This is a genomic window from Patescibacteria group bacterium, from assembly GCA_041651155.1.
Classification (GTDB): Bacteria; Patescibacteriota; Patescibacteriia; order CAIXNZ01; family CAIXNZ01; genus JAPLYF01.
Genome location: JBAZJU010000002.1, coordinates 91,973 through 115,199 on the forward strand (window position 1 = coordinate 91,973; position 23,227 = coordinate 115,199).

The following is a 23,227-nucleotide window of genomic DNA, read 5'->3' on the forward strand; positions in this document are numbered from 1 at the left end:
ATGAAAAAATCTTTAAAAATCGGATTTTTTACTGACACTTATTTGCCTCAGGTGAATGGCGTTGTTACCTCAATTGAAAGTTTTCGCCAGGAGCTAGAAAAACAAGGCCATCAGGTCTATATTTTTTGTCCCAGGGCTGACCATAAAAAAGATGACAAAAGTATAATCCGTTTCCCTTCTATAAAATTCGTTTTCCAGCCAGAATACCATGTTTCCTTGCCCTTTACCAGGCACTTATTGCGGGATTTTTGGGAAAAAGAATTAGATATTGTCCATGCTCACACGCCATTTAGCCTGGGTCTTTTAGGCTATTATTACTCATATATTAAGAAAGTTCCCTTTGTCTATACCTATCACACTCTTTATCCTGAATATGTAAAATCGTATGTGTGGAACGGCAGATTAATAACTCCTAAGATGGTTGCAAAAATTACGGCCATGTTTTCTAACAGATGCGATTTAAATATTGCCCCTTCGGGAAAGATAAAAAAACTTTTAAAAAGTTATGGCGTAAAAAAACCAATTACAGTATTGCCCACGGGAATTAAGGTTGAAAAATTCAGTAAAAGAGCCAGGCCAAATAATTTTAGAAGCAAATATAAAATTAAGCCTGAGGAAAAAGTTTTGCTTTATGTCGGACGGCTAGGGCAAGAAAAAAATATTGAATTTTTGCTTAAAGCATTTTTTGTATTAAAGCAAAGCCAGCAGAAAATTAAATTAATACTTGTCGGCGACGGCCCTGCTAAAAAGAATTTACAAAAGTTAGTTAAAGATCATGGCTTGGGTAAAGACGTTATCTTTACGAGTTATTTATCTCAAACAGAAGTAATTAGAGCGAATCAGTCAGCAGATTTATTTATTTTTGCTTCTAAAACTGATACTCAGGGTTTAGTTCTATTAGAAGCAGCTGCCAGCGGCTTGCCTATAGTCGCAGTGAAAGACGATGCCTTTGTTAAAATCTTAGAAGACAAGGTAAATGGATATATAGTAAAACAAAATGTGGCGGAATTTAATAAAAGAATATTGCAAATTTTAGATAACAAAAAATTATATCAGAGGTTATCCAAAAAATCAGCAGAGATTGCCGAGAATTTCAGTATTGAAAAGCAGACAGCTGAATTAATCCAAGCTTATCGTAAATTATTACACTAAGAAAATAAAAAAGCGCCCTGCCCAAAAGCCGGGAGCTTTTTTATTTTAATCTAATCTAAGATATTTAATTTTAAGCTGCTAGAATTGGCATTAGCGCCGCTCTTTGTTGAGATTTGCGCATAAATCTCGTAAGAACCCGTGGCTGGCGTATTTGTCCAGGTGAAGTTCATCTGCTCAGAGGAAACTTGCATGATGGTAGAGATTTTTTGTTCCGGCGCATTAAAGCTGCGGGCAAAGAAAGTCAGACCGGAGACCTCTGTTGATTTAGTAAGGATAAAATTAAAATTTAAAGGAAAGTTTGATTTGTAAAAATTGGAATTGTCCCTGGGGTTTAGCCAGTTGATTTGCGGCATAGCAGGCGGCAGTTTCAGGTTAACTGTGATCTGGACAGAAGTTGAATTATCAATATCATCATAAGCTGTGACTTTCAGCTGGTGATAGCCATTTTCAGCTTCAAGGGAATTAACATCTATATTATACGGGGAAGAAGTGGCTGTGCCAACTATATTATCATCAATTGCATAAACAACTCGGCTAATGCCTCGCAACGCGCTAGCCTGGACTTGAAATTTAACCGGATAAGATTCTAAAGTTTGTTTATCCTGAGGATTAATAAGCGTCAAGGTTGGTTGGTTTTGAGGCACATGCAGATCATCAAATTCAGTCGGAGCTTGTTCATTGCTTATTTCAATGCCAGAATCCTTAGCTGTTTTTTCTACCCATTTATTAACGCCATCTTCCCAGGCCTGGAACATTGGGTCAGCAGCTGGATTTTCTGGAGGAGGGCCAGTCGGATTATCTTTATTTATGTAATATAAAATATCATGATTTTGATTAAACTTCTTTTTTATCCTGAAAGATTCAGGTGTTAAAGGTGTGGCTAATTTGCCTGAGGCTTTGTCTATTTCAACTTCCATATCAGAAGGAGATTGGCCGCGCAAAATCGGAGGCAAGGTCTCAGCAAGTGGCTCAGGAGCTTTAAACCCTTCAACAGGCGTGCCGTTTAAGGTTTTTTGCATATATTCATGCCAAATTGGCGCGGCGACATTAACCCCATCTGCGTTGCCTTTCATGTCCGTACCATCGCTATTGCCAGCCCAGACTCCAGTCACAATAGAAGGAGTAAAGCCAATTGTCCAGCCATCATTATTATCATTGGTAGTGCCTGTTTTAGCTGCGACAGGCCTGTCAGATAAAGTTAAATTTGGCGCTGCGCCAAAAATAAAAGCGCGAGCGCTTGGGTCAGTTAAAATATTGTTAACCTGGCGCACTGCATTTTCTGACAAAACTTTGTGCTTTTTTTCTTTAAATTCATCCAGCACATTGCCGTTTTTATCTTCAACTTTCAAGATCGCTTGGACTTCAGCTCTTTCGCCATCGCGAGCAAGGGCTGTATAAGCGCCGACATGGTCAATTAATTTAACTTCACAGCCGCCCAAGACTAAGGCCAGGCCGCATTGACTTTTGTCGGTAATTGTGGAATAACCCAGATTTTGCAAAAGCTTTTTGACATTATCATAGCCGGCCAAATAAAGAGTTTTAACAGCAGGAATATTTAAAGAGCCGGCCAGAGCTGATTTCATCGTAATCGGCCCTCTTTCTTTGAAGTCATAATCATGCGGCTCATAAACTATTGGCGAGGTGGCGAAGATCGTGCTTACATCATACAAAATTGTTTCAGGGGTAAAGCCTTTTTCAAAAGCAGCGGCATAAACTATAGGTTTGATTGAAGAGCCGGGCTGACGCGGTGAAATGGCGACATTAACTTGTCCTGAGATTTTGTCATCAGTAAAATCCTGAGAACCAACCATGGCTAGAATTTCGCCTGTTTTAGCATCAACTGAAACTAAAGCAGCATTGGAAGCATTATATTTTTTTAAATTATTATCTTTGGCATTATGGACTGCGTCTTCGGCAATTTTTTGCTTATCCATATCTAAGGTAGTAATGACTTTTAAACCGCCTTGTTCAATGGCCTTATCGCCTAATTTTTCCGCTAATAATTCTTTGACATAAAAAACAAAATGCGGTGCAGTAATGCCAGCCACAGCCTCTTTTTTAAATTCTAATTTTTCTGCTTTGGCATCTCCAGCTTCATCTTTGGTGATGTAACCGTTTTTTGCCATTTCATCCAAAATCCAATGCTGGCGCCAATATAAATCATCAGTATGCGAGCCATAAGGGGAGAGCCTGGTCGGCGCTTGGGGAATAGCGGCTAAAATAGCAGCCTCGCCCAAAGTTACGTCTTTGGCTTTTTTGCCGAAGAAATAATTGGCAGCTGACTCAACCCCATAATTAACAGACCCATAAGGGATTTCATTGAAATACATTTTTAAAATTTGATCCTTGGTATATTTTTTTTCAATCTGGTAGGACAAAATCCATTCTTTTATTTTTCTGGGAATCGTTCTTTCGTTTGTTAAAATTGCGTTTTTTACCAATTGCTGAGTTAAGGTGGAGCCGCCACGAATCCCTTTCCCTCTTAAAGGATCAATAATAACTGATTCAATAATTGAAAAGAAATTTATGCCATGATGTTCATAAAAGTACTTGTCTTCAGCGGAAATAGTCGCCCATTTAACATAATTAGAAATCTGATCCAGCTCTACAATTGTCCTTTTTTCATCACCATGAATATCAAAAAGCAAGGTTTCACCTTTGCGGTCATAGATTTTGGTTGATTCAGAGACAACCCGGTCAATTAATTTATCTGGATTTGGCAAGTCATGTGAAAACCAGGCGATGGCAGCCACAGAAAAGATCCCAAAAAGCAAAACCAAAATAATGCCTAAAATAATAAGTTTGCCAATTAGTTTTTTGGCTGAAACTTTGTGTTTTTTAGGCTGATTATTATTGGCAGCTGCAAATTCATGGCTGCGATGGACCAGTCGGCGTTTTTTATGTCTTTGCCATTCTTTCGGTGATCTTGTTAATTGAGGGATGGGCATATGGATTAAATTACAAATATCAAATTCCAAATAACAAACCTGCGTTTGCCGTAGCAAACTACGGTTTGCGAAGGCAAAAAACAAAAAAATTGGAAATTATTTAATTAAAAATGCTCGTCTCGGCTTTGTATTAATCTATTGAGTTTTTATTTTTTTAATCCGAGCCGAAGTCTGTCTTGGCCAAGGCCAGGCCGGACAAAATTCAAAATTATTTAATATATAGAGTATAGCTGATTTTTTTAGTTTTTTCAAGGATTAGAGGTCTATTTGGCTGAGAAGTTTTTTTGACTGCAAATAGGTCAGGGCAATAGCCAGAGCATCAGCCGCATCATCTGGCTTAGGTATTTGCTTTAAGTTTAGCAAAATTTTAACCATGGCCTGAACTTGGCGTTTGTCTGCTTTGCCATAACCGCAAACTGACTGTTTAACCTGCAAGGGCGTAAATTCATAGAGGGGGAGTTTGTTTAATATCGCTGTGAGCAGGATTACTCCACGCGCTTGGCCAACTTGCAAGGCAGTCTTTACATTTTTACAAAAAAATAATTGCTCAACAGCAATTACATCTGGCCTGTACTTTTTGATCAATTTATTTAAGGATTGATGAATATATTTTAATCTTTCTGGGAATTTTTGTCTGGGCGAGGTTGAAATAATGCCAAAATCAAGAATTTGATTATTTTTGCCTGTTTCCTTAATAAAAGCAAACCCAGTAGTTGCTACCCCTGGATCAACACCTAGAATTATTATTTCATTGGGCATTTTATTCTTTTAAATTTGTGTAATAATTATCAACATCATCATTGTCATCAAAAGCTTCAAATAATTTTTGATTTTTTTCCTGCAGTTCGGCTGAAACAGTAATTTTTTCCCTGGGCACAAATTCAATTTCAGCATAATCACTACTTAAGCCCAGATCTTTTAATTTACCAAAGACTTTCTGCAAATCTTCAACTTTGGTAAAAATAGTCAGGCCGTCTTCACTGGTCGCAATATCTTGCGCGCCAGCATCAATGATTTGCAATTCTAATTCATCTAGATTTTTATTGCTTAATTGCGCTTGCTCTATTCTAATTACGCCTTTTTGCTCAAATTGCCACATGACTGAATTAGGGTTGCCTAAAGTGCCGCCATTGGCTGAAAATAAATGCTTCATATCAGAAGCAGTGCGGTTTTTATTATCTGACAAGCATTTGATTATCAGAGCAGTGCCTCCTGGACCAAAGCCTTCATAAGTTAATTCTTCTATTTTTTCTCCTTTGATTTCGCCAGTGCCTTTTTTAATCGCGCGTTCAATATTTTCTTTGGGCACATTGGCTGCTCTGGCTTTTTCAATAGCCAGACGCAAAGAAAAATTGGAGTCTGGATCACCACCTTTTTCTCGGGCAGTCACTGTGACAGCCTTGGTTAGTTTGGTAAACAAATTAGCACGTTTAGCATCTTGCGCGCCTTTTGTTCTTTTGATATTTGCCCATTTAGAATGCCCGCTCATATGTTAGATTTTTAGATTATAGATTTATAGATAATTATACTAATAAGTATTTAAATTTTAGCAAATTTAGGCAGGAATTTCAAGTTTAGGAAATTTTTATCATAATTCTGATTTGGAAAAATTGATATCCACAGATTGCCCCAAAAGCACTTGCTAAAAATAAAATAGCTGTTATACTAAAAGTAATAAAGGAGCAAAGGAGGCGTTTTCTAACTTTATAAAATTATTGCTATATGTTTAAAATACCCTGTTTGATTATTTTGCAGCCATGCTTAGTAAAATAATCAGCAGGGTTTTTATATTATGATAATTTTCATATTTCTATTTATTTTTTTAATTGCGGCCGCCATTATCTTGTTGTTTTTGGGCTATAATTATGTTGCGCTGGCGCTTAGTATTATTATAATCTGCCTGTTATACTTAGGCCTAATTTTTGTAATGATAGAATGCTATAGAGTCTTATTCGTGGGCAATGCGCCTTATGTGCCGACCCGCAAAAAATTAATAAATAAAATTTTAGAAGCCGTTGATTTTAAGGAAAAAGCTTTGGTCTATGAATTAGGTTGCGGCAGCGCCAAGTTTTTACGCAGCTTGGCTAAAACTAAAGATATTCAGGCTATTGGTTATGAATATTTTATCATGCCCTACATTTTTGCCCGTTTATACTGTTTATTAGCAAATAGGAATGTAAAAATATATTATCAGGATTTTTTTAAGGCTGATTTGTCTCAGGCGGATTACATTTTTTGTTTTTTAATTGATAAGGAAATGGCTCGTTTAGAGGGGAAGCTGATCGCAGAATTAAAGCCGGGCGCTTTAGTTATTTCCAATACTTTTAAATTCACGAATTGGGAGCCGATTAAAATAGTTGCCCTGAACGAAAATAAAAAATTAAGCTTAAATAACAGAGTTTTTATCTACCGGAAATAGTTTAAAAAAATGAGGGGATTTGTTATAATTCAAGCATGAAGAATCTCCTGCATTTAGGCGTAAAGTTAAAAGAACTGATAATAAAAAATCAGTTTATTTTGTATCTAATGATTTTTTTTACGGCTTTTTTGGCCTATTTGTGGATTCAGTCTTCACCGACTTTTTTAGACCCCGATTCATTTTACCATCTAAAAATGGCCAAGCTTATTGCCGAGCGTGGAGTGATTTTAGATTTTCCCTGGCTGCAGTTTACAGTGCTAAAGGATTATTACATTGACCATCATTTTCTCTATCATGTTGCAGCCATACCTTTTATTAAGGTTTTTGGAGATTTTGCCGGATTTAAATTGTATACTGTAATTTTGGCTACACTGTTTATCTTTTTGTCTTACTGTTTCTTTAAAAAGGAAAAGCTTAAATATGCAGAGATTTATGCGCTGATAATGATTTTTACAGCTGACTTTATGTTTAGGATTTCTTTGGCCAAAGCCAGCGCGTTTTCTTTAATCATCTTATTTGCAGGCATATATTTTATTTTTTATAAGAAATACTGGCTTTTATTTTTGGGCGCTTATTTGTATGTTTTGTCATATGGAGGGTTTCCGCTTCTGGCGGTAATCACCCTAATTTACGTTTTTGCGCGTGCTTTTGATTTAACTTTTATTAATAAAATAAAATTCATAGAGCCGGCGCATGTTTCATTAATAAAAAAAGTATTTAAGAATTTCGCGGTTTTTTTAAAGAATATTCTCTCGTGGGAGAGTGCAAGAATTATAGCCGCCACCTTGAGCGGAATTTTTGTCGGTCTGATTTTAAATCCATATTTTCCCAAAAATCTGAATTTTTATTGGCAGCAGCTGGTGCAGATCGGGATTATTAATTTTCAAGGCGTGGTTAATGTGGGCGGAGAGTGGTATCCATATGAATTTTTAAAATTAATTTCTGATACAGGAGTTTTATTCATCTTTGGGGTAGTAGCTTTTGTCCTATTTTTTATTTTTATTAAAAAGCAAAACGCCAAAAGCATTTTCTTTTTATTGGCAGCCTTATTTTTTTTATTTTTAACCCTGAAATCAAAGCGTTATATAGAATATTTTGTGCCATTTTTAGATTTTTTCGTGGCTTTTACCCTAGGGAATATTCTTGCCGAGGTTAAAGTCAAAGAATTTTTGCAGATTTTTAAAAAAGAAAATTATATAATCGGCTTGCTCTTACATTTTTGTTTGATTTATGCGGCTATTATTTTTCCCTTAATAATGATGCGGGATGCATATCTGACCAGGCAGAGCTTTAAGGGCGGGATAGAATTCAGCCGATTCTCCGGCATTAGCAAGTATTTGCTGGCAAATTCTCAGCCAGGACAAATTGTAATGCAGACTGACTGGGATGATTGGCCGATGTTATTTTATTATAATGATAAGGATTATTATATTGTTGGTCTGGATCCGACTTTTATGTATAATTATGATCCGGTGTTATATAATTTATTCGCAGATATAACTACAACAAAAAAAGCAGATGATTTGTATCAGATAGTTAAAAATACTTTTAAAGCCAGCTATTTTATAGTGGATAAAGATCGCTTTTGGCTAGTTCAAAATTTGCAAAATGATGGTAATTTTACCAAAGTCTATGAAGATAATGACGGTTCAATATATAAATTGAAGTAAAGTTTATGTTTAAGGGTTATACTAAGCGAGAAAATTTAATTGTGCTAGTAATAATTGGCACTGCGCTTTTGCTCTCCAGCCTGCCTTATGCGGTGGGTTTTTTTTGGGGCGGGCAAAATCATTTTCTCGGCGGCAGCCATATGAATTTAGGTGATGTGAGCGTTTACCGCTCATATATTGAGCAGGCAAAAGAAGGCAAAATATTGGTCTTGAATTTATTTACTTCAGAAACACAAACTGCCATGTATTTTACTCCGCTGTGGCTGGTGCTGGGGCTCTTGGCCAGACTTTTTAGCCTAAATAGCCTTTTAATTTTTCATTTAGCCAGGTTTTTAGCCGGATTTTTATTTTTATACTTTATTTTTTATTATTTTCTGGATTTATTTTTTAAAAAATATTGGGATAAAATCATTGCCTTACTTTTAATTTGTTTCTCCTCGGGCTTGGGTTTGTTTTTTAAGCCTCAGACAAAAAGTATAATTTTTGACGCCAAATATATCTGGCAAAATTTTTCAGTTGACTTGATTATGCCAGAATCAAACACTTTCTTAACTCTGGCCCATTCAGCTCTCTTTGTGATTTCTCAACTTTTAATTCTTCTCACATTTTATTGGCTTATAAAAGCCAATACGCAAAAGAAAACTTTATTTTTTCTTTTTGGTGTCAGTTTTATTCTGGGACTTATTCATACTTATGATATTTTAATTGTTTTGGGGGTCTCTCTTGCTTATTTGATTACTGGATTTATTTTTAGAAAACAAAGCTTAATTTTTAATTTTAAAAATTATATCCTAAAAATTTTTATAATTGGTTTGGGCTATGCCCCGGCCTTTTATTATTTTTATTTTATAGTAAGAAGAGAGCCGGCTTTGTGGGGCTGGATAAGCCAAAACATTACAGACTCGCCTTCTTTTAAGATGTATTTAATTGCCTATGGCTTTTTAATTTTTTTTAGTATTTTCAGCCTGCGCTTATTAAAAAAGCAAAACAACAAAAATGTCTATTTTTTAATAGTCTGGGTTTTGACCTTGTTTGTTTTAGCATATTTGCCGCTTTCTTTTCAGAGGAGATTGATTAGCACCGAACACATTGCCCTGGCGATTCTGGCAACTTATAGTTTAAGCTGGCTGGTTGCTGAAATTTTAAAAATATATAAAAAAAGATGGCAAAATATATTAACTGTAATTTTATTGTTTGTGTTTATGAGCCTGGCAAATCTGTCTTTTGTTGTTACGGTTATATATGATTATATTAAACTGCCGCAGATTTTTTATTTGCCTGATAGTTTTTACCAGGCTGCGGTCTGGCTTAAAACAAAGAGCTTAAGCAATGAAGCTGTCTTAGCCAGCGCGCAAAATGGCATGATTTTACCGCCTTTTATCAACAGACCTGTTTTTTTAGGCAGCGGGCATCAGACCTTGGATTTTCAACATAAAAGAGAACTTTTAGATAAGTGGTTTTTTCAGGATAATAATCAGGCAGACGCCAAAAAACAATTTTTGCAAAATTATAATATTAAATATATATTTTATACAGCCAGGGAAAAGTTATTGGGTAATTATGATCTTGATAAAGCCGATTATTTGCAGCAAGTTTACGCTAATAAAGAGGTTAAAATTTACAAATTAATTGATTGAGATGAAAAAATTGTTAATTGTAATCCCGGCTTATAATGAGGCTAAAATAATTAAAGCAAATTTAGAAAAATTAGCAGATTATGCCCAGGCAAATTTGCAGGCTTATGATTATAAAATAGTTGTCTCTGATAATAATTCAACTGATTTAACAGGGCGGATTGTGAAAGATTTGCTGCCTTCAATAAATCATTTAGAATATTTGTTTGTGCCGCAAAAAGGCAAGGGCGTGGCAGTTTTAACTGCCTGGCAAAAATACCAAAATGATTATGATTTTTTTGCTTTTATGGATGCTGATTTGGCCACTGATTTGAGAGCATTTTTACCGCTTGTCACTGCCCTGGAGCAGGGCTATGACCTGGCGATTGGTTCAAGGTATTTAAAAGAATCTGAAGTCAGGCGTTCTTTATTTAGAAAAATTATGTCTTATGCTTATCGCTTATTTATAAAAATATTTTTAAATACCGAAATAAATGATTTTCCAACTGGCTTTAAAGCAGTGAGCCAGAAAGTCGTAAAACAAATAATTCCTTTGGTAAAAAACACAACTTGGTTTTTTGATAGTGAAATTATTTATCAGTCAGAAAAAAGAGGCTTGAAAATTAAAGAAATCCCGGTCAAGTGGGTTGAACCAAGAGGCAAGGGCGATAAAAGCAGGGTTAATCCTCTAAAAGTTTCCTTGCTATATTTAAAGGAAATTATTAAGTTAAGATTTTTTAAAGGCAGGTAGTTTTTTCGGGGATTTACTGGATTTTTTGCATGGTTAATTTAGCTCAAACTGGCCGATAATTTCTTTTTTATCCCAGACAACCTGATTACTGTTGAGGCCGTCTAATTCCAAGCCGCCAGATAAATTTAAGATCTGGGCGGTTTTTATTTTTGGCAGATTATAAAAGTTCAGCTGGATAATCTGACCTATTTGCCATTCGCTGGTCGGGTAAAGCCCGTAGCCCAGAGGATAAAGTTCCTTATCAAGCTGGATAAAATAATTTTTATAAATTTTAGTCAGAGGTTTGAAGTACAAAGAAGTTAAATTATCACTTGTGTCAAACCCGAGGAAATTTATTTGTTCGTTTAAATTCAAATCCGCTGGTTTAGTAATCGCTGGTATTTCTTTGTCATAGATTTTATACAAGGCAATGCCTGTATCTGGCGCATTTTTTTCCCAAAGAGCTAAATTTTGTTCAATTTTAATCAGCTGGAAATCTGGAGATAATAATTTTCTCAAGTTATCATCACCTTGATAAAAAATCCCAGGCAAATTTTTCTCATAAAGAGTTTGATAAGAAGCTAAATCAGTAAAATTAATTAAGACATATTGTAAGTCAGCCGGTGTGGGAAAATCTTTAACCAAGTATTGTTGTTTGCCTAAAAATAAATAATTTAAAGAGTAAAGTTTTGGCCTGGAAGAAAGATTAGAAATAAGATCAAAGCTGGTTGCAGCTGAAACATTGGCAGGAATTTCTTTTAAAAATTTATTTTTTAAAGTTATCTGCTGGTAGTCTGTGGCAAAGATTGCCTGGGAAAAAGCCAAGACTGGACCAAGCACAAAAAAAAGATAAATTAAACTGATAATAACGATTAAGGCAATGACATCTTTGTATTTTTGCCAGATAAGAATGCTTTTTTGCCTGGCAGATATTTTTTTAAGAGAAAAAATGGCAGCCAAGGAAAAGACAATTAAAAATATGGCGCCATAGTGCATTTTTAAAATAGCTTCGCCTGAAGCCGGACCCAAAACTAATTGCATAAACATGCCCAAAGAAAGTAAAAGATATTTAGGCCGGTAAAGCGGAATAAATAAAAAAACCATAAAGAATCCGAGCACAAATTCAAAATTAGTCAGAGTCAAAAGATGGCTTAAAACTAAAGGCAACTTGACAAAGAAATTTATAAAAATTTCTTGCAGGTTTGCGCCCAGCCAATTATAATAAATCAGAAATTTATAATCTTGAGAGGAAGAAAAATAAGCAGTCGCTTTCAAAGCCAGAAAAAAATACGCAGTTGAGACAAAAAGAGGCGTTAGAATCCATTTTAGTTTTTTTCTATCTAAAATCGCTATTATGCCAAACATAAAAATAACAAAAGCCAGATCTTCGCGCACCAAGAGGGTTAAAAGGGCTAAACCTAAAAAAGAAGAAAATTTATTCTGATCATAAAAATAAAATGTCCAGGCAATAAAAAAAGGCGCCAAGGCCAGCATGTGGAATTCAAAAGTATTGATGTTAAGAGTTACTGGATTAAAAAGGTATAAAATAACAATTAACAATGTTTGCCAGGGATTCAAATATTTTTTAGCAATTAGATATAAGGGGATTACTGTGAAGGCTAAAAATAATGTTTGGATAAAAAGCAGATTTAAAGGTGATTTAAATAAAGAATAAAATGGGATTAGAAAAAAAATTAAAATTTCAAAATGATCGCCCAGATAAGAAGTCGGGTGGATTGTAAATTGAAAAAAATGGCTCTGGCTGGAATTAAAAAAAACCTGGTTAAAAATCGCCAGATCCAGACCATTGTAGCTGAAAGTAAAGTACTTAAATAAGCACAGGCCAAAAGCCAGGACAATATAAACAGCCAGCATGATTAAAAGTAGCTTATTTAATTTTTGCCAGTTGAGATTTTTAAAATAGGAAAACATATAACTTAATTTTATGCTAAATTTAGGGAAAGATAAAGAAGAGAAGGGTAAGATGGGTAAGAGGAGCAAAAAGGGTAAAAGGGGGATTATTTTAGAGTTTAGGAGCTTGTTTTTTATCTTATTTTAGCCACAAAAGGGATCTTTTAGAGCTAAAGTTAGCGCATGTTCTATTGACAAATAGATAATCTTGTGATATACTGAAAAATCCAAAACTGTTTGGATTTGTTCATTGAACAAACAAGAAACATTGAAAAATATAGGCACAAAGTGCCAAAGGAGGAGTGAAATGAAAAAGAGTTTTTTGGTAATCGTGGTAATGGTGATGGCTTTGTCAGGTATGGCCTGCATCCATCCTCAGCCAATTTCTGTAACCCTACATCGCGATGGGCTTAACGTTGAGGTCAATGGCGACAGAGAAGCGGTTCAATCTTTGGTAGCAGACTCGCCCGCTCTAGATGCAACTCAGGATTTCAGCGGCGGTATTAACCCCGCCATCGCTGCTGCTATTCAGAAAAATCCCAATGCCACAGTGATTTATTCGCCGGATCGCGGAGTCACCTATATTCCGGAAGGTGGACAGGAAGCGGCCGCTAAATATCGCGGAATAATTCATAATGACAGCAATAAAAACATTTTTGTGGATATTGCGTCAGCGACAAATCCAGGAGTTAAACGTAGTTTTTATCTCAGGGCCAATCAATCGATTTCCGCTGTTCTTTTTCCGGGCAGATACAACTACACTATAGGGTGGAACAATCCTCAAGGTAAAAGAGTGTTGTTGCTTCCTCCAAGCAGTTTAATAATTGACGCCTTTACCCAAAATGCAACTTCTCCCGACAATGGAGAACCACTTCCGTGGACCTTAAGCTATGTGGAAACACCGGTGCCACGCTAAAAAAAGAAAAATCGGCAAACTTAAAGAGGGACTCTGTCCCTCTTTTTAAATTGGAAAATATTAAGGCTGAATAATTACGGTACCAGGCGGGTTTGTACCCGGTGGTTCTGTCCCTGGCGGATTTTCGCCGCCAGTTGAAGATCCTGTGCCGATTGAATTAATAATTTGCGAAGTAATAAAACTGGCAATAGCATAGGCGCTCAAAATAATAACTATGCCAATAATGGCAGTTGTTAAAATGCCTTTGGCTTTTTTAAGGACTGGTTCCTGGCCTTGGGAAGTTAAATACAAAAAGCCAGCATACAAAATCATGGCAACTGAGATTATTCCCAAAAGGCCTAGAAGCGTTTGAATAATTAGGGCTGCTAAAATTTGGGGTGATTGCGGAGTTTCTACGCCATAAACTGCTTGACCCAGGTTTTGCACTCCTCCGCTGATTATGCCGGCGGAAGCTATTTGCGCGGTCAACAAAAATCCGAAGATTATCAGCGGAATTATAGCTATTTTATTTATTTTCATATAGCAAAATTATTTATTAACTAAGGGGTTTGCGGACGCAAACAATCATCAACGCTTGCCAGGCCGCAGGCTTGCCAGTGGCCAGTGCAAAAAGGAGTCTGGCGGCAGCAAATAGCATCAGCAGATTTGTAATAATCATAGCGGGCATTGCAGCAGGCAATGCTGGTGTACATATTAATATCCTGGCTATTATCGCATAAAGGATTGTAAGCTCCCTGGCTTGCTGGTTGAGCGCCGGGAGATTCTAAGGTCGTAGTTATAAAATAAGTGATTGTATAACCGGAAAAAATAATAATAATACCGATTACTGCCGCAGTTAAAGTGTTTTTGCCTTTCTTGATTTTGTCTTCACTGCCGCCAGAGACTAAATAAAGATAGCCGCCATACATCAGGAGCGCGACAAAAACAATGCCTAAGAGCGTAAAAAGAGCCATAATTATATTGGCCGCATAAGCTGCCAGAGAAATCTGATCGCCTGGATAAGCTAGCGAGCCTGTTTTATTTAAGCCTTGCAAAAAATTAGACTGGGCTAAAACAGGATAAAAATATAAAAATATGCCCAAAGTTATAATTATGATAAAGAGAATAGAAAGATTTTTTTTCATAATGCTAGGGGTTAGATTGGGTCGTCTCGGTCGTATTTGACTGTGAACCTTCCAAGACCTGGCTAATAAAGAAAGTAATTGTATAAGCAGCAGTTATTATAGCTAAGCCAATTACTGCATTAACTAATAATTTTTTAGCTTTTTCAATTTTGTCAGGAGCACCGCCAGCTGTCATCCATTTAAAGCCGCCATAAATAAATAAAATCAAAAATATCATGCCCACCAGGCTCAAAAGAGCTTTGATTATATTGGCAATAATAATGCTTATTTCAGAAGTTTGCACGCCTGCTGATTGGGCGCTTGTTTCAATGCCCTGATTAGCATTTTGAAAATTTAAGGCAGCCTGCGCAACTATTGGCATCACAAAAATAAAAGCCAGCACAACAAAAATTATCAGGCTTAAGTATCTTTTTTTAATTTTGCCAAGTCGGATCATATTCGCAGTAATTATAAGGGATATAGTGAAAATGACAGTGGGTGCCTAGTTTTTCGCATTCTGACTGGCTGCAGATATTAGTTGCGCCTTGGCCGCATTGATCGCATTTTTCATCAGCATAAAGCGGCAGGCAGCAGATTTGGTTGCCGCAATCAGTAGTAATGCCAAGAGACTTGCCCTGTAATTGCCTGAGGCAAAAATCAAGGGCGGCACATTGGGCTCCGCCGGGCTGCTCTGTACAGGTGATTCCTATGGCGGTGCCGCTGCCTGGTTGATTAGTATTTTGGTTGAGGTTGGTAGTATTTGAATTTTGCGTTTCCTGAAAAGAAGGGCCTGACATGATAGAAGATGCGATAAAAGTGGTAAGGGCATAGGCACCGACTACAATTAATGCGCCAACAGTGGCATAGCTCAAAGTTTTTTTGGCTTTGCCGATTTTGTCTTCACTGCCAGCCGAAGTCAGCCAAACAAAACCGCCATAAATAAATAAAATAAAAAAAATAGCGCCAACCACGCCTAAAACAGCAGTGATGACGCCAGCTATAATTACAGTATAATCAGCCTGGGTCACGCCGGCTTCAGTGGCTGTTTTTTGGGAAAAGCCAGAAATATCAGTAAAGCTGTAAGCCCAGGCATTGCTAATTAAAAATAAACAGCCAATGATTATAAAAAATAGTAAAAATATTCTTTTAAACTGCATGGGGAAAGGTCAATCTTTTTTTATTTAAAAATTTGAAAAATTAAAGTGGTTATGGCATAGGCTGCGCCCAAAACAAGAGCGCCGATAATGGCCCAGGTAATTATTTTTTTGCCTTTGGCCACATTTTCGCCCCCGGCTGAAGTCATCATCATAATTCCGCCATAAACAATTAAGAATAAAAAAATAGAACCGCTTAAGGCCAAAGCAGCGCCGGCAAAACGCCCTAAAAAAGTCGGAACATCGCCTTGGGGCAGTCCGGCTACGGTGTTAGCTTCATTCAAACCATATTGGGCAAGAAGCGGGCTAAAAGGCAAAAGCAAGCCAAAAGTAAAAATGTATATATAAATTTTTTTAAACATATAATTTTTTAGGAACATTTAAGGGGGCGAAGCGCCCCCTTAAATGCCTAAATGATAAATTAAGTAGTTGCGTTCAGGATAGATGTAATAACGAAATTGGCAATCGCATAAGCTGCTAAAATAATGACTAAGCCGATAAGACCGGCCACAATCAATTCTTTAGCTTTTTTAGTCTTGTCAGAATCGCCCATAGAAGTCATCCATTTAAAGCCGCCTAAAAGAATGATCAACACAGCGACTAAGCCTAAAAGACCCATTGCTACATTTATAATTTGAGCGACTGTCACGCGTACATCTCGTGTGCCTAGGCCGATATAAGGCTGGATAGTATTCAGGCCTGGCTCAATTGTAGCTGCAGATGCCATGACCGGAACTACCAATAGGCTAAAAAGCGCTAAAATTACAGCGAATTTTTTCATGTTTTTAAACCCTTTCTTAATGCTTATTAAATCTAAGCATTGAAGAATTAATTATTAATTATATATAAATTGTTAAATTACTATACCTTAATTATAATATTTTTTAGGTTTTAAGGCAAATTAAATTAATTTGTTAGTCTTTTAGCTCTTATCAGGCTAAATTGATGAGCTGCAACAACAAATAGGAACGCCTTCTGGCTTATCAATGCACTCTTTGATATTATCCCAAGTTTCTGACAGGTTGACAGGGTTATTGCAAACAGAAACATTTGAGACGCAAGTAGCTGTGCAATTTGGGTGGTTTGCGCAAAAATTATTGCAAACAGTTGAACAATTAGTATCTAATAAAGTTTCATTGGTTTCCGGTTTGAGGCGGGCGCATTTGTCAGTTGCATTTGGGCAGCTAATATAGGTTTGATTTTGAATATAATATTTGGCAGAATCAGGATTTGCAACACAGCTCCATTCTGCGCCAAAAGTTTTAGCGCAAAGATCAGGCGGGGTAAAAGTCGTGGCAGGCGTAGTTCCGCCTGTTGAACTTGGGGCTTGTGGAACAATGCCGCGAGTGATGCCTGTTAAAATAAAATTAGTTAAGATGTAGCTGCCTAAAATCACAGCAATGCCGATCACTGCCCAGACTAAAACCGTCTTGCCTTTATTGATTGCATCTGATTTTCCTGCAGAAGTAAGCATTAGAAAACCGCCGTACACAAACATTAGCAAGGCAACTGCGCCAATAATGCCTAAAAAGGCTCGGATAATGCGGCCGATCAAAGTAGCCACGCCAGCAGCGCCGGTTAAATTTCCCACAGGACTGACATCAGTTAAACTCACAGGCGCGTTGGCTGCTAAAGCAGCATTACTAATTAATAAGGCGCAGCTAAAAAAGATCAATAATAGGAGGAGTTTGTGTTTTTTTAGAAATTTCTTCATGGGGCTTTTTTAAGAAGTTAGTTTAAAAAGTTTTAAGGCAGGCACCATACGTCCTCTTTACCACAATGCCCTGTAGAATTTTGGGCGCTGGCTGCTTTGCCTGCTTTGCAGGTTCTATTTTCAGTGCCAGGAGCAATTCCGCAATCACAACAGAAATTTGCTGATGTGCCAGGCGTGCAATTGCCAGCGTTATTTGGCAAATAACAACCATTGCTATCTTTTGTCAAAGTTGTAGTTGTTGTAGGCGGAGCAGGCATCCAAAAACATACTTGATTTGTTCCACAACCTATTGTCCTTGTATCATAATTATAATGTAAATTGTAGGCAGTTGCCTGGGCACAAAGGCCTAATTCTGACTGTGATGGCGCTGTAGTATTTGCGGCTGGAGTACACCAAGAATTATCTACTGGATTAACATTTAAACATACACCACCTTGTCCAACACAATCTCCAGGTCGGTTAACTAGCCAGATGTCGGTACTTGTTCCAGACGGAGTTGAGGGGGCAGTTGTTGTCGTTGTTGTGGCAGAAGTTCCAGTCGTAGATGTATTTGTACCGGTACCAATGGCAGTTAAAATAAAACTGACCAAAGCATAACTGCCCAGAATCACACCAATGCCAATGATTGACCAGGTTAATATATCTTTGCCTTTTTTTACGCCTTCGCCGCCTTTGGAAGTTAAAAGGATTATACCGCCATAAATAACCATTAATAAGGCAATTGCGCCGATAATGCTTAGGATGGTTTGAATAATTCGGCCAATAAAAACTGCAGCTTTAATATCACCAACACCTTTGATTGGATTAATGTCTATAGTAAGTCCGCCAGTCCCTGAGGGAGCCTGGGGAATACGAGGAGTGGTTGTGGAACCAGCGGGTTTTGTTGCCGCCTGTGGATTAACACAACATTTTTGGATAGAAGAAGATGCCGTAGAATAACAATCAATAAAATCAGAGCCAAGACTGGATTCTCCGGTTGCGCAGTCGCTTTTACATTGGCCAGTGGGTTTGCAAGTGGCAGAAGTTGTAATGCAGCATTTTGGAAGACTATCAGTGCAACCGATATCTCCTCCGGAAGAATTGGAAGTATATGCTGTTTCTTGGCTAGTACATGTTTTAGAACAATGAGCGCCGGCAAAATCAGTACATTGGCTAGAACCTGGCAATGACGTCCCCGTGCCACTACTGCCAATGGGTTTTACGCAGGCTTTTAATTGGTTAACTTGGGAATCAACAACATAACAATCTCGTAAATAATCATAACTTTGGCTTGCGGTTGTGAATTGGCTATTCTCAAGATTATATATTGGAATACAGGTGCCTGCACTTAAAGCAAGGTTGCATTCTTCAGGGGTGCAAGCTCCTCCAGTTGAGACAACACAATCTGGCGGGGTTGGCTGATCAGCTGGGGGATAAATAGGCGTGCAATAGATTGTATAACCTGCGGGACTGGTGCAAATATAGGATTTAACTATTAAATCTGTCCAGCCCTGACAAACTCCTCCGTCTGTACTGCATGATTTTACGCAACAGCCTGCATTTTGCAATTTACAAGCAGTACCTGCAACTACCGTGGGCATATCTTTTGGGCAGGGTACGGTAGAAAGACCAGTGTTTTGATCTTCAAGATAATTTACGCAAATTCCTCCCAGATCGCCTGAACATGAAACGCTGGAATCTTTTATTGTACCTTCAGGCGTGGCAGTGAAAGCCTTTGCTTCTTTAGCCAATATTAAACCAGAACAGAAAATGGCTGTAAAAATTGCAACATAGATAATTTTTTTCATAAAGGTATAAATGCTAATTTACAAATGTAATGCGAATCTATGAATAAGCAAATTATTAAACTGATAAATTGTTGAATGGCTAAATGGTTGATTGATAACAAGTGTTATTCTTTTTATTGGCAAACACCGTTTGAATTGCAAGTGCCTTTACAGATCTCATAAGCGTTTCCAATAGCATGCGGCAAGGCACGCGCCGCACACTTAGCTCCTGGATCTAGCTTCGTTTGGCAATTACCAAAGTAAGTTTTTTGGGCAGCGACAGCGTCAGTTGTATCAGTTATACAGACTAAGCCAGTTTGGCATTCATTAAGATCAGTACAAAACTGACCTTCTGGCTGGCTGCCAGCCGGCGCCACGCAGAACATAACATTTGGGTCATAATTGCAGTAACCATTCAGGCATTGTTCATTTTTTGTGCAAGGATAACCGCCAATTGGCCGTTTTTTAACACATTCAGCTCCTGTGCAAAAACAATCATTTGTACATTCAGCTATGGTTTTACAAGTCGTTCCAGTTCCTGCCTTGTTAGTACATGGTACTGATGGTGCTACTGGGGGGACTGCAGGAGTTTCTGCTGGCGTGGTGCCACCTTGAGTTTGGCCTCCGCCTGAACCCTGGCCTGCTGGCGGAGCAGTCCAGCCAGTTGGCTCTGGCAAGGGAGCGCATTTTAAATTGCCAGCCCAGTTCCAGCCGCCTGTGACTGCGCTGATAATAAAATTAACGCCAAAATAGGCCAGAAAAACAATCATCAGCCCGACAACTGAATTAACTAAAATATCCTTGCCTTTTTTAATTTCATCTGACCGGCCGGCGGAAATCAGCATTCTAAAGCCGCCATAAAAAAAATAAAGCAGGACTAAGGCGCCTACTATGCCAAAAAGAAAATAGCCGAAATTAATAGCGGTCTGAATTATATCGCAGAGCGAACAACGGCCGGTTGAGGCGCAATCAGGTAAAATCGGGCTAGCTTGAGCTAGGACTAGATGGGGCAACAAGATTAAAGCTAAAAAAAGAAAACTGCTGAAAAAGATTGTTTTTTTCATAATAATATTTGAGCTAGGTTATACTATAATAATACTATATAAATGGTTAAATGGCTAAATGTTTAAATTCAAAAGACAAAACACAAACCTTCGTTTGCCGTAGCAAACTACGGTTTGCGAAGGCAAAAGACAAAATAAATTAAAAATCAAAATGATTAATATCAAAACCAATTTAATTCTTTTTCTTAATCGGGCTCATGCTGGCAAAAATTCTGGCTAATTGCAGAGCTTCATCAGCCAAAAGCTCTATTTCATTCCTAAAAGTCTGATTTGAGTGCGAAACTAATTCTAACCAATATTTACTTTCCTTAGCCTCTCTTCTGCAAATGCCAATTTTATGAATAAAATCTTTTTTTGTGATAGTGTCATTTGCTTCTCGATAATTTGCACCGACTGAACAAGCAGCTCTAATCAACTGTTTAATCAGCTCGTTATTAATTATATTTTTTCAACTTTTTTGCATAGATCAATGCAATTTTTAGCAAATTTTAAAGTCCTTTCCTCTAGATCGTACTTCATAGCTTTTGTTTTTATTTTTTAGATTTTATATTTTTAGATTTTTTTGTTTTTTTAATTTGGTCTTTTGTCATTGCTAATTTAGCCTTTGGCTTTCATTAAAGGGTCTGATTTACTCGTTGCGCGCCGAGATTAATAATTTCAACTGATTTTTGCAAGCCAGCCAGATTGTCGTTGATCATTGTTTTAAAAATATCTTCCATCGCATTTTCATCCCTGCCTTTGTACCAGCTTTTTGCAGTAAGAAGTTGATTAACAAAAGCTGATAATTCCTGGTCATCAGTCTGGCTGGAGATTAAACTGCGCAAGGCTGCTGGCTGGCGGGATTTTTCCAGGAATTTTTTGTTGCTATCAGCATTGGTAGTTATAAAATTGATAAAGCTCCAAGCTTCATTCGGATGCAGGCTTTTTTTGGCTACAGTTTCAACCCAGTAATTGGCAAAATTTATAGATGGTTCACTGATTTGCGGCATTGTTGACGTTTCAAAATTTAGCTTAGGCGCCTGCGCTTTGATTAGCGGTATCTGATAGGCATAGCCAAAGAAAAAAGCGGTTTTACCTGCCATAAATGCGGCCAAAGAATTAGGGAGCGTGTCATTCCAGGTATAGATTTGGTTTGTAGGCGAGGCAAAACTCGTGTAAAAATCCAAAGCTTCAGCTGCTGGCGGTGTTTCACGAGTATAATTGGGCGGTGAGCCGGCAAAGGTTGCCACGCCCTGGTCATTGGTCATTATTGCGCCAGCCTGCATCATTAGCAGGCTCAAAATGTCTGTAGAACGCTCAACATTGTTAGCTGTACCAAGCGCGGCGCCTGATTGGATAATATTGCCTCGGCTATCCAATTTTGTAAGTTTTATCACTTGATCGCGAAATTCATCCCAAGTTTTGGGCGGGCTGGCAATATTAGCATTATTTAAAAGGTCGCGATTAAAAAATAAAGCCAAGGTATCAATGCTCAAAGGCAGGCCATAGATTTGGTTATTAATGACCTGATTATTATAAACTACATCAGGAAAAAGATTATTAATATCACGCAAAGTTAAGGTTTTTTGCGGGCGCATTTCAGTAAAAGTTTCTTTTTGGAAAGTGCCTTTTTGGTAAGTATAGGGCATGGTGATTTCAGCCGGCATAGGCAAATTTAAACTCTGATATTTTTTCATCCAGGTCGTGTGGATAGAAAAAATATCAGGGCCGCGGTCTTCAGCAAAAGCTTTAAGCAGCTCATTCTCATATTCTTCTGGCGTGAAATTTTTAAAGTTTATTGTCACATAAGGATATTGCTTTTGATAATTAGAAATTAAGTCAGAGATATTGAAGCTTTCCTCATAGACTTTCCAATATTCTAAGGTCACAGGCTTTGGGCTGCCGGCAATTGTGTTAGCAGGCAAGCTTTGGCATTTGGCGCCAGTGGTTATTAAAACTATGAGGATAACCATAACGATAACTAGTTTTTTGTTTTGGAGAAATTTGAGCATAATATTTAAATTATGAATTATGAGATATGAATTATGAAATGAGTAATGTTTTGGGTTAGTTTAATGAAGCCATTTTAGGTTAAGGTTATAGCAAAGTGATTTAAGTGTAAGACTTAAAATTTTACCTTCTGACAAAACTGGCCATCTAACTATAACCTTGTGAATGGACCTAAATTTTTAGAGTCCTTAAATATTTTATAAAATTTTTATTTAAATCTGCGCGCTCTAGAGCAAAATCAACATTGGCCTGCAGCCAGCCGAGCTTAGAGCCAGTGTCATAATAAGTTCCCTCAACAAGTGAAGCATAGATCGGACGTATTTTTGAAAGATTAAAAATAGCATCAACCAGCCAAAGCTCATTGCCCTGGCCAATTTTAGTTTTTTCCAAAATTTCAAAAATATCCGGAGTTAAAATATAGGCGCCAAGAGTGCCAATTCGGCTGGGCGCTTTGTCTGGACCTGGCTTTTCAATAATTTTTTTGAGCTGGTAAATATTTTTTTCAATTTCTACCCCGTCAATTACTCCATATTTTTTTGTGCCCTCATCGTCAATTTTTATAGCAGTTAAAACAGGATCGTGATATTTTTGAAAAACTTCAATCAGCTGTTTTAACCTGGGCTTTTTTTTATTTATAAAAAGATCATCGCCAAAGATTACGGCAAATGGTTCATTGCCGATTATTTTCTTAGAATTTAAAATCGGCGTGCCATTGCCATAAGGGCCTTTTTGCCTGATATAAATAAAATTTGCCAGATCAGCAATCCTTTTAATTTCTTCCCGCTGTTCTTCTTTGCCCTGTTTTTTTAACCAATTCTGCAATTCATAATTATAATCAAAGTGGTCTTCAATCGCTCGTTTAGAAGCGCCCGTGACTAAAATGATGTCTTCTATGCCGGAAGCAACCGCTTCTTCCACTATGTATTGGATAACAGGCTTATCAATAATCGGCAGCATTTCCTTGGGCATGGCTTTGGTGGCTGGCAAAAAGCGCGTGCCAAAACCAGCGACCGGGATAATGGCTTTCTTGATTTTGTCCATAAAGATTAAATTCCGAACTCTGAATTATGAATTCTGA

Annotated in this window: 22 protein-coding genes; 6 read left to right on the plus strand and 16 right to left on the minus strand. The window is 37.4% G+C overall.

Annotated features, from left to right (window positions below; genetic code table 11):
- Positions 1 to 1,152, plus strand: a complete 1,152-nt coding sequence (locus WC460_02500; protein MFA5188207.1) for a glycosyltransferase family 4 protein — start codon at positions 1 to 3, stop codon at positions 1,150 to 1,152.
- Positions 1,153 to 1,202: 50 nt separating this feature from the next.
- On the opposite strand, the gene WC460_02505 is transcribed toward WC460_02500, so the two are convergent.
- The 3 genes from WC460_02505 to WC460_02515 form a co-directional block, all read right to left on the minus strand.
- Positions 1,203 to 4,100: a transglycosylase domain-containing protein gene (locus WC460_02505; protein MFA5188208.1), complete on the minus strand. Its 2,898-nt coding sequence runs from the start codon at positions 4,098 to 4,100 to the stop codon at positions 1,203 to 1,205.
- Between the two features lie 255 nt (positions 4,101 to 4,355).
- A complete protein-coding gene (ruvC, locus tag WC460_02510; GenBank protein ID MFA5188209.1) occupies positions 4,356 to 4,859 on the minus strand; it encodes a crossover junction endodeoxyribonuclease RuvC in 504 nt (167 codons plus the stop codon).
- 1 nt (position 4,860) lies between these two features.
- Entirely contained in the window at positions 4,861 to 5,589 is a 729-nt protein-coding gene (locus tag WC460_02515) for a YebC/PmpR family DNA-binding transcriptional regulator (protein ID MFA5188210.1), read from the minus strand.
- Between the two features lie 438 nt (positions 5,590 to 6,027).
- On the opposite strand from WC460_02515, the gene WC460_02520 reads away from it, so the two are divergent.
- Genes WC460_02520 through WC460_02535 form a run of 4 tightly spaced genes read left to right on the plus strand, consistent with a single transcriptional unit; the run spans position 6,028 to position 10,553 of the window.
- On the plus strand, positions 6,028 to 6,519 hold the full coding sequence (locus tag WC460_02520; protein MFA5188211.1) for a class I SAM-dependent methyltransferase: 492 nt from the start codon (positions 6,028 to 6,030) through the stop codon (positions 6,517 to 6,519).
- A 35-nt stretch (positions 6,520 to 6,554) separates the two neighbouring features.
- Entirely contained in the window at positions 6,555 to 8,189 is a 1,635-nt protein-coding gene (locus WC460_02525) for a hypothetical protein (protein ID MFA5188212.1), read from the plus strand.
- 5 nt (positions 8,190 to 8,194) lie between these two features.
- Positions 8,195 to 9,826 (plus strand): hypothetical protein, encoded by a 1,632-nt coding sequence (locus WC460_02530; protein MFA5188213.1) that lies wholly within the window; start codon positions 8,195 to 8,197, stop codon positions 9,824 to 9,826.
- Position 9,827: 1 nt separating this feature from the next.
- The gene (locus tag WC460_02535; GenBank protein MFA5188214.1) at positions 9,828 to 10,553 is read left to right on the plus strand and encodes a glycosyltransferase; all 726 of its coding nucleotides are present in this window, start codon (positions 9,828 to 9,830) and stop codon (positions 10,551 to 10,553) included.
- Positions 10,554 to 10,586: 33 nt separating this feature from the next.
- On the opposite strand, the gene WC460_02540 is transcribed toward WC460_02535, so the two are convergent.
- Complete coding sequence (locus tag WC460_02540) at positions 10,587 to 12,464, minus strand: DUF2079 domain-containing protein (protein ID MFA5188215.1); 1,878 nt, start codon at positions 12,462 to 12,464, stop codon at positions 10,587 to 10,589.
- A 286-nt stretch (positions 12,465 to 12,750) separates the two neighbouring features.
- On the opposite strand from WC460_02540, the gene WC460_02545 reads away from it, so the two are divergent.
- The gene (locus WC460_02545) at positions 12,751 to 13,359 is read left to right on the plus strand and encodes a hypothetical protein (GenBank protein MFA5188216.1); all 609 of its coding nucleotides are present in this window, start codon (positions 12,751 to 12,753) and stop codon (positions 13,357 to 13,359) included.
- A gap of 60 nt (positions 13,360 to 13,419) precedes the next feature.
- Here the strand turns inward: WC460_02545 and WC460_02550 are convergent, their stop codons facing one another.
- The 12 genes from WC460_02550 to galU all read right to left on the minus strand — a co-directional run bounded on the left by WC460_02550 (position 13,420) and on the right by galU (position 23,190).
- Positions 13,420 to 13,878, minus strand: coding sequence for a hypothetical protein (locus tag WC460_02550; GenBank protein ID MFA5188217.1), 459 nt, complete (start codon positions 13,876 to 13,878; stop codon positions 13,420 to 13,422).
- Between the two features lie 20 nt (positions 13,879 to 13,898).
- Positions 13,899 to 14,483 carry a pilin gene (locus WC460_02555; protein ID MFA5188218.1) on the minus strand — a complete coding sequence of 195 codons (585 nt, stop codon included), beginning with the start codon at positions 14,481 to 14,483 and terminating at the stop codon, positions 13,899 to 13,901.
- Between the two features lie 4 nt (positions 14,484 to 14,487).
- Positions 14,488 to 14,919, minus strand: coding sequence for a pilin (locus WC460_02560; protein MFA5188219.1), 432 nt, complete (start codon positions 14,917 to 14,919; stop codon positions 14,488 to 14,490).
- Entirely contained in the window at positions 14,897 to 15,619 is a 723-nt protein-coding gene (locus WC460_02565) for a hypothetical protein (protein ID MFA5188220.1), read from the minus strand. Before WC460_02565 ends, WC460_02560 begins: the two co-directional genes overlap by 23 nt.
- A 20-nt stretch (positions 15,620 to 15,639) precedes the next feature.
- A complete protein-coding gene (locus WC460_02570) occupies positions 15,640 to 15,978 on the minus strand; it encodes a hypothetical protein (GenBank protein MFA5188221.1) in 339 nt (112 codons plus the stop codon).
- Between the two features lie 59 nt (positions 15,979 to 16,037).
- On the minus strand, positions 16,038 to 16,397 hold the full coding sequence (locus tag WC460_02575; GenBank protein MFA5188222.1) for a hypothetical protein: 360 nt from the start codon (positions 16,395 to 16,397) through the stop codon (positions 16,038 to 16,040).
- 156 nt (positions 16,398 to 16,553) lie between these two features.
- The gene (locus tag WC460_02580; GenBank protein MFA5188223.1) at positions 16,554 to 17,330 is read right to left on the minus strand and encodes a pilin; all 777 of its coding nucleotides are present in this window, start codon (positions 17,328 to 17,330) and stop codon (positions 16,554 to 16,556) included.
- A 32-nt stretch (positions 17,331 to 17,362) separates the two neighbouring features.
- The gene (locus tag WC460_02585; GenBank protein MFA5188224.1) at positions 17,363 to 19,117 is read right to left on the minus strand and encodes a pilin; all 1,755 of its coding nucleotides are present in this window, start codon (positions 19,115 to 19,117) and stop codon (positions 17,363 to 17,365) included.
- 113 nt (positions 19,118 to 19,230) lie between these two features.
- Positions 19,231 to 20,160: a pilin gene (locus tag WC460_02590; protein MFA5188225.1), complete on the minus strand. Its 930-nt coding sequence runs from the start codon at positions 20,158 to 20,160 to the stop codon at positions 19,231 to 19,233.
- Positions 20,161 to 20,332: 172 nt separating this feature from the next.
- On the minus strand, positions 20,333 to 20,575 hold the full coding sequence (locus tag WC460_02595) for a four helix bundle protein (GenBank protein MFA5188226.1): 243 nt from the start codon (positions 20,573 to 20,575) through the stop codon (positions 20,333 to 20,335).
- A 199-nt stretch (positions 20,576 to 20,774) separates the two neighbouring features.
- Positions 20,775 to 22,151, minus strand: coding sequence for an extracellular solute-binding protein (locus tag WC460_02600; protein ID MFA5188227.1), 1,377 nt, complete (start codon positions 22,149 to 22,151; stop codon positions 20,775 to 20,777).
- Positions 22,152 to 22,320: 169 nt separating this feature from the next.
- Entirely contained in the window at positions 22,321 to 23,190 is an 870-nt protein-coding gene (gene galU, locus WC460_02605; GenBank protein MFA5188228.1) for a UTP--glucose-1-phosphate uridylyltransferase GalU, read from the minus strand.
- Between the last annotated feature and the right edge of the window lie 37 nt (positions 23,191 to 23,227).

Bases quoted from the DNA above. Each gene is read 5' to 3' on its own strand.
- WC460_02520 (MFA5188211.1), top strand. From the start codon at position 6,028: ATGATAGAATGCTATAGAGTCTTATTCGTGGGCAATGCGCCTTATGTG.
- WC460_02565 (MFA5188220.1), bottom strand. From the start codon at position 15,619: ATGCAGTTTAAAAGAATATTTTTACTATTTTTTATAATCATTGGCTGT.
- WC460_02555 (MFA5188218.1), bottom strand. From the start codon at position 14,483: ATGAAAAAAAATCTTTCTATTCTCTTTATCATAATTATAACTTTGGGC.
- WC460_02575 (MFA5188222.1), bottom strand. From the start codon at position 16,397: ATGAAAAAATTCGCTGTAATTTTAGCGCTTTTTAGCCTATTGGTAGTT.
- WC460_02560 (MFA5188219.1), bottom strand. From the start codon at position 14,919: ATGATCCGACTTGGCAAAATTAAAAAAAGATACTTAAGCCTGATAATT.
- WC460_02600 (MFA5188227.1), bottom strand. From the start codon at position 22,151: ATGCTCAAATTTCTCCAAAACAAAAAACTAGTTATCGTTATGGTTATC.
- WC460_02540 (MFA5188215.1), bottom strand. From the start codon at position 12,464: ATGTTTTCCTATTTTAAAAATCTCAACTGGCAAAAATTAAATAAGCTA.
- WC460_02530 (MFA5188213.1), top strand. From the start codon at position 8,195: ATGTTTAAGGGTTATACTAAGCGAGAAAATTTAATTGTGCTAGTAATA.
- WC460_02500 (MFA5188207.1), top strand. From the start codon at position 1: ATGAAAAAATCTTTAAAAATCGGATTTTTTACTGACACTTATTTGCCT.
- WC460_02585 (MFA5188224.1), bottom strand. From the start codon at position 19,117: ATGAAAAAAATTATCTATGTTGCAATTTTTACAGCCATTTTCTGTTCT.
- WC460_02545 (MFA5188216.1), top strand. From the start codon at position 12,751: ATGAAAAAGAGTTTTTTGGTAATCGTGGTAATGGTGATGGCTTTGTCA.
- WC460_02570 (MFA5188221.1), bottom strand. From the start codon at position 15,978: ATGTTTAAAAAAATTTATATATACATTTTTACTTTTGGCTTGCTTTTG.
- WC460_02515 (MFA5188210.1), bottom strand. From the start codon at position 5,589: ATGAGCGGGCATTCTAAATGGGCAAATATCAAAAGAACAAAAGGCGCG.
- ruvC (MFA5188209.1), bottom strand. From the start codon at position 4,859: ATGCCCAATGAAATAATAATTCTAGGTGTTGATCCAGGGGTAGCAACT.
- WC460_02535 (MFA5188214.1), top strand. From the start codon at position 9,828: ATGAAAAAATTGTTAATTGTAATCCCGGCTTATAATGAGGCTAAAATA.
- WC460_02505 (MFA5188208.1), bottom strand. From the start codon at position 4,100: ATGCCCATCCCTCAATTAACAAGATCACCGAAAGAATGGCAAAGACAT.
- WC460_02580 (MFA5188223.1), bottom strand. From the start codon at position 17,330: ATGAAGAAATTTCTAAAAAAACACAAACTCCTCCTATTATTGATCTTT.
- galU (MFA5188228.1), bottom strand. From the start codon at position 23,190: ATGGACAAAATCAAGAAAGCCATTATCCCGGTCGCTGGTTTTGGCACG.
- WC460_02525 (MFA5188212.1), top strand. From the start codon at position 6,555: ATGAAGAATCTCCTGCATTTAGGCGTAAAGTTAAAAGAACTGATAATA.
- WC460_02550 (MFA5188217.1), bottom strand. From the start codon at position 13,878: ATGAAAATAAATAAAATAGCTATAATTCCGCTGATAATCTTCGGATTT.
- WC460_02590 (MFA5188225.1), bottom strand. From the start codon at position 20,160: ATGAAAAAAACAATCTTTTTCAGCAGTTTTCTTTTTTTAGCTTTAATC.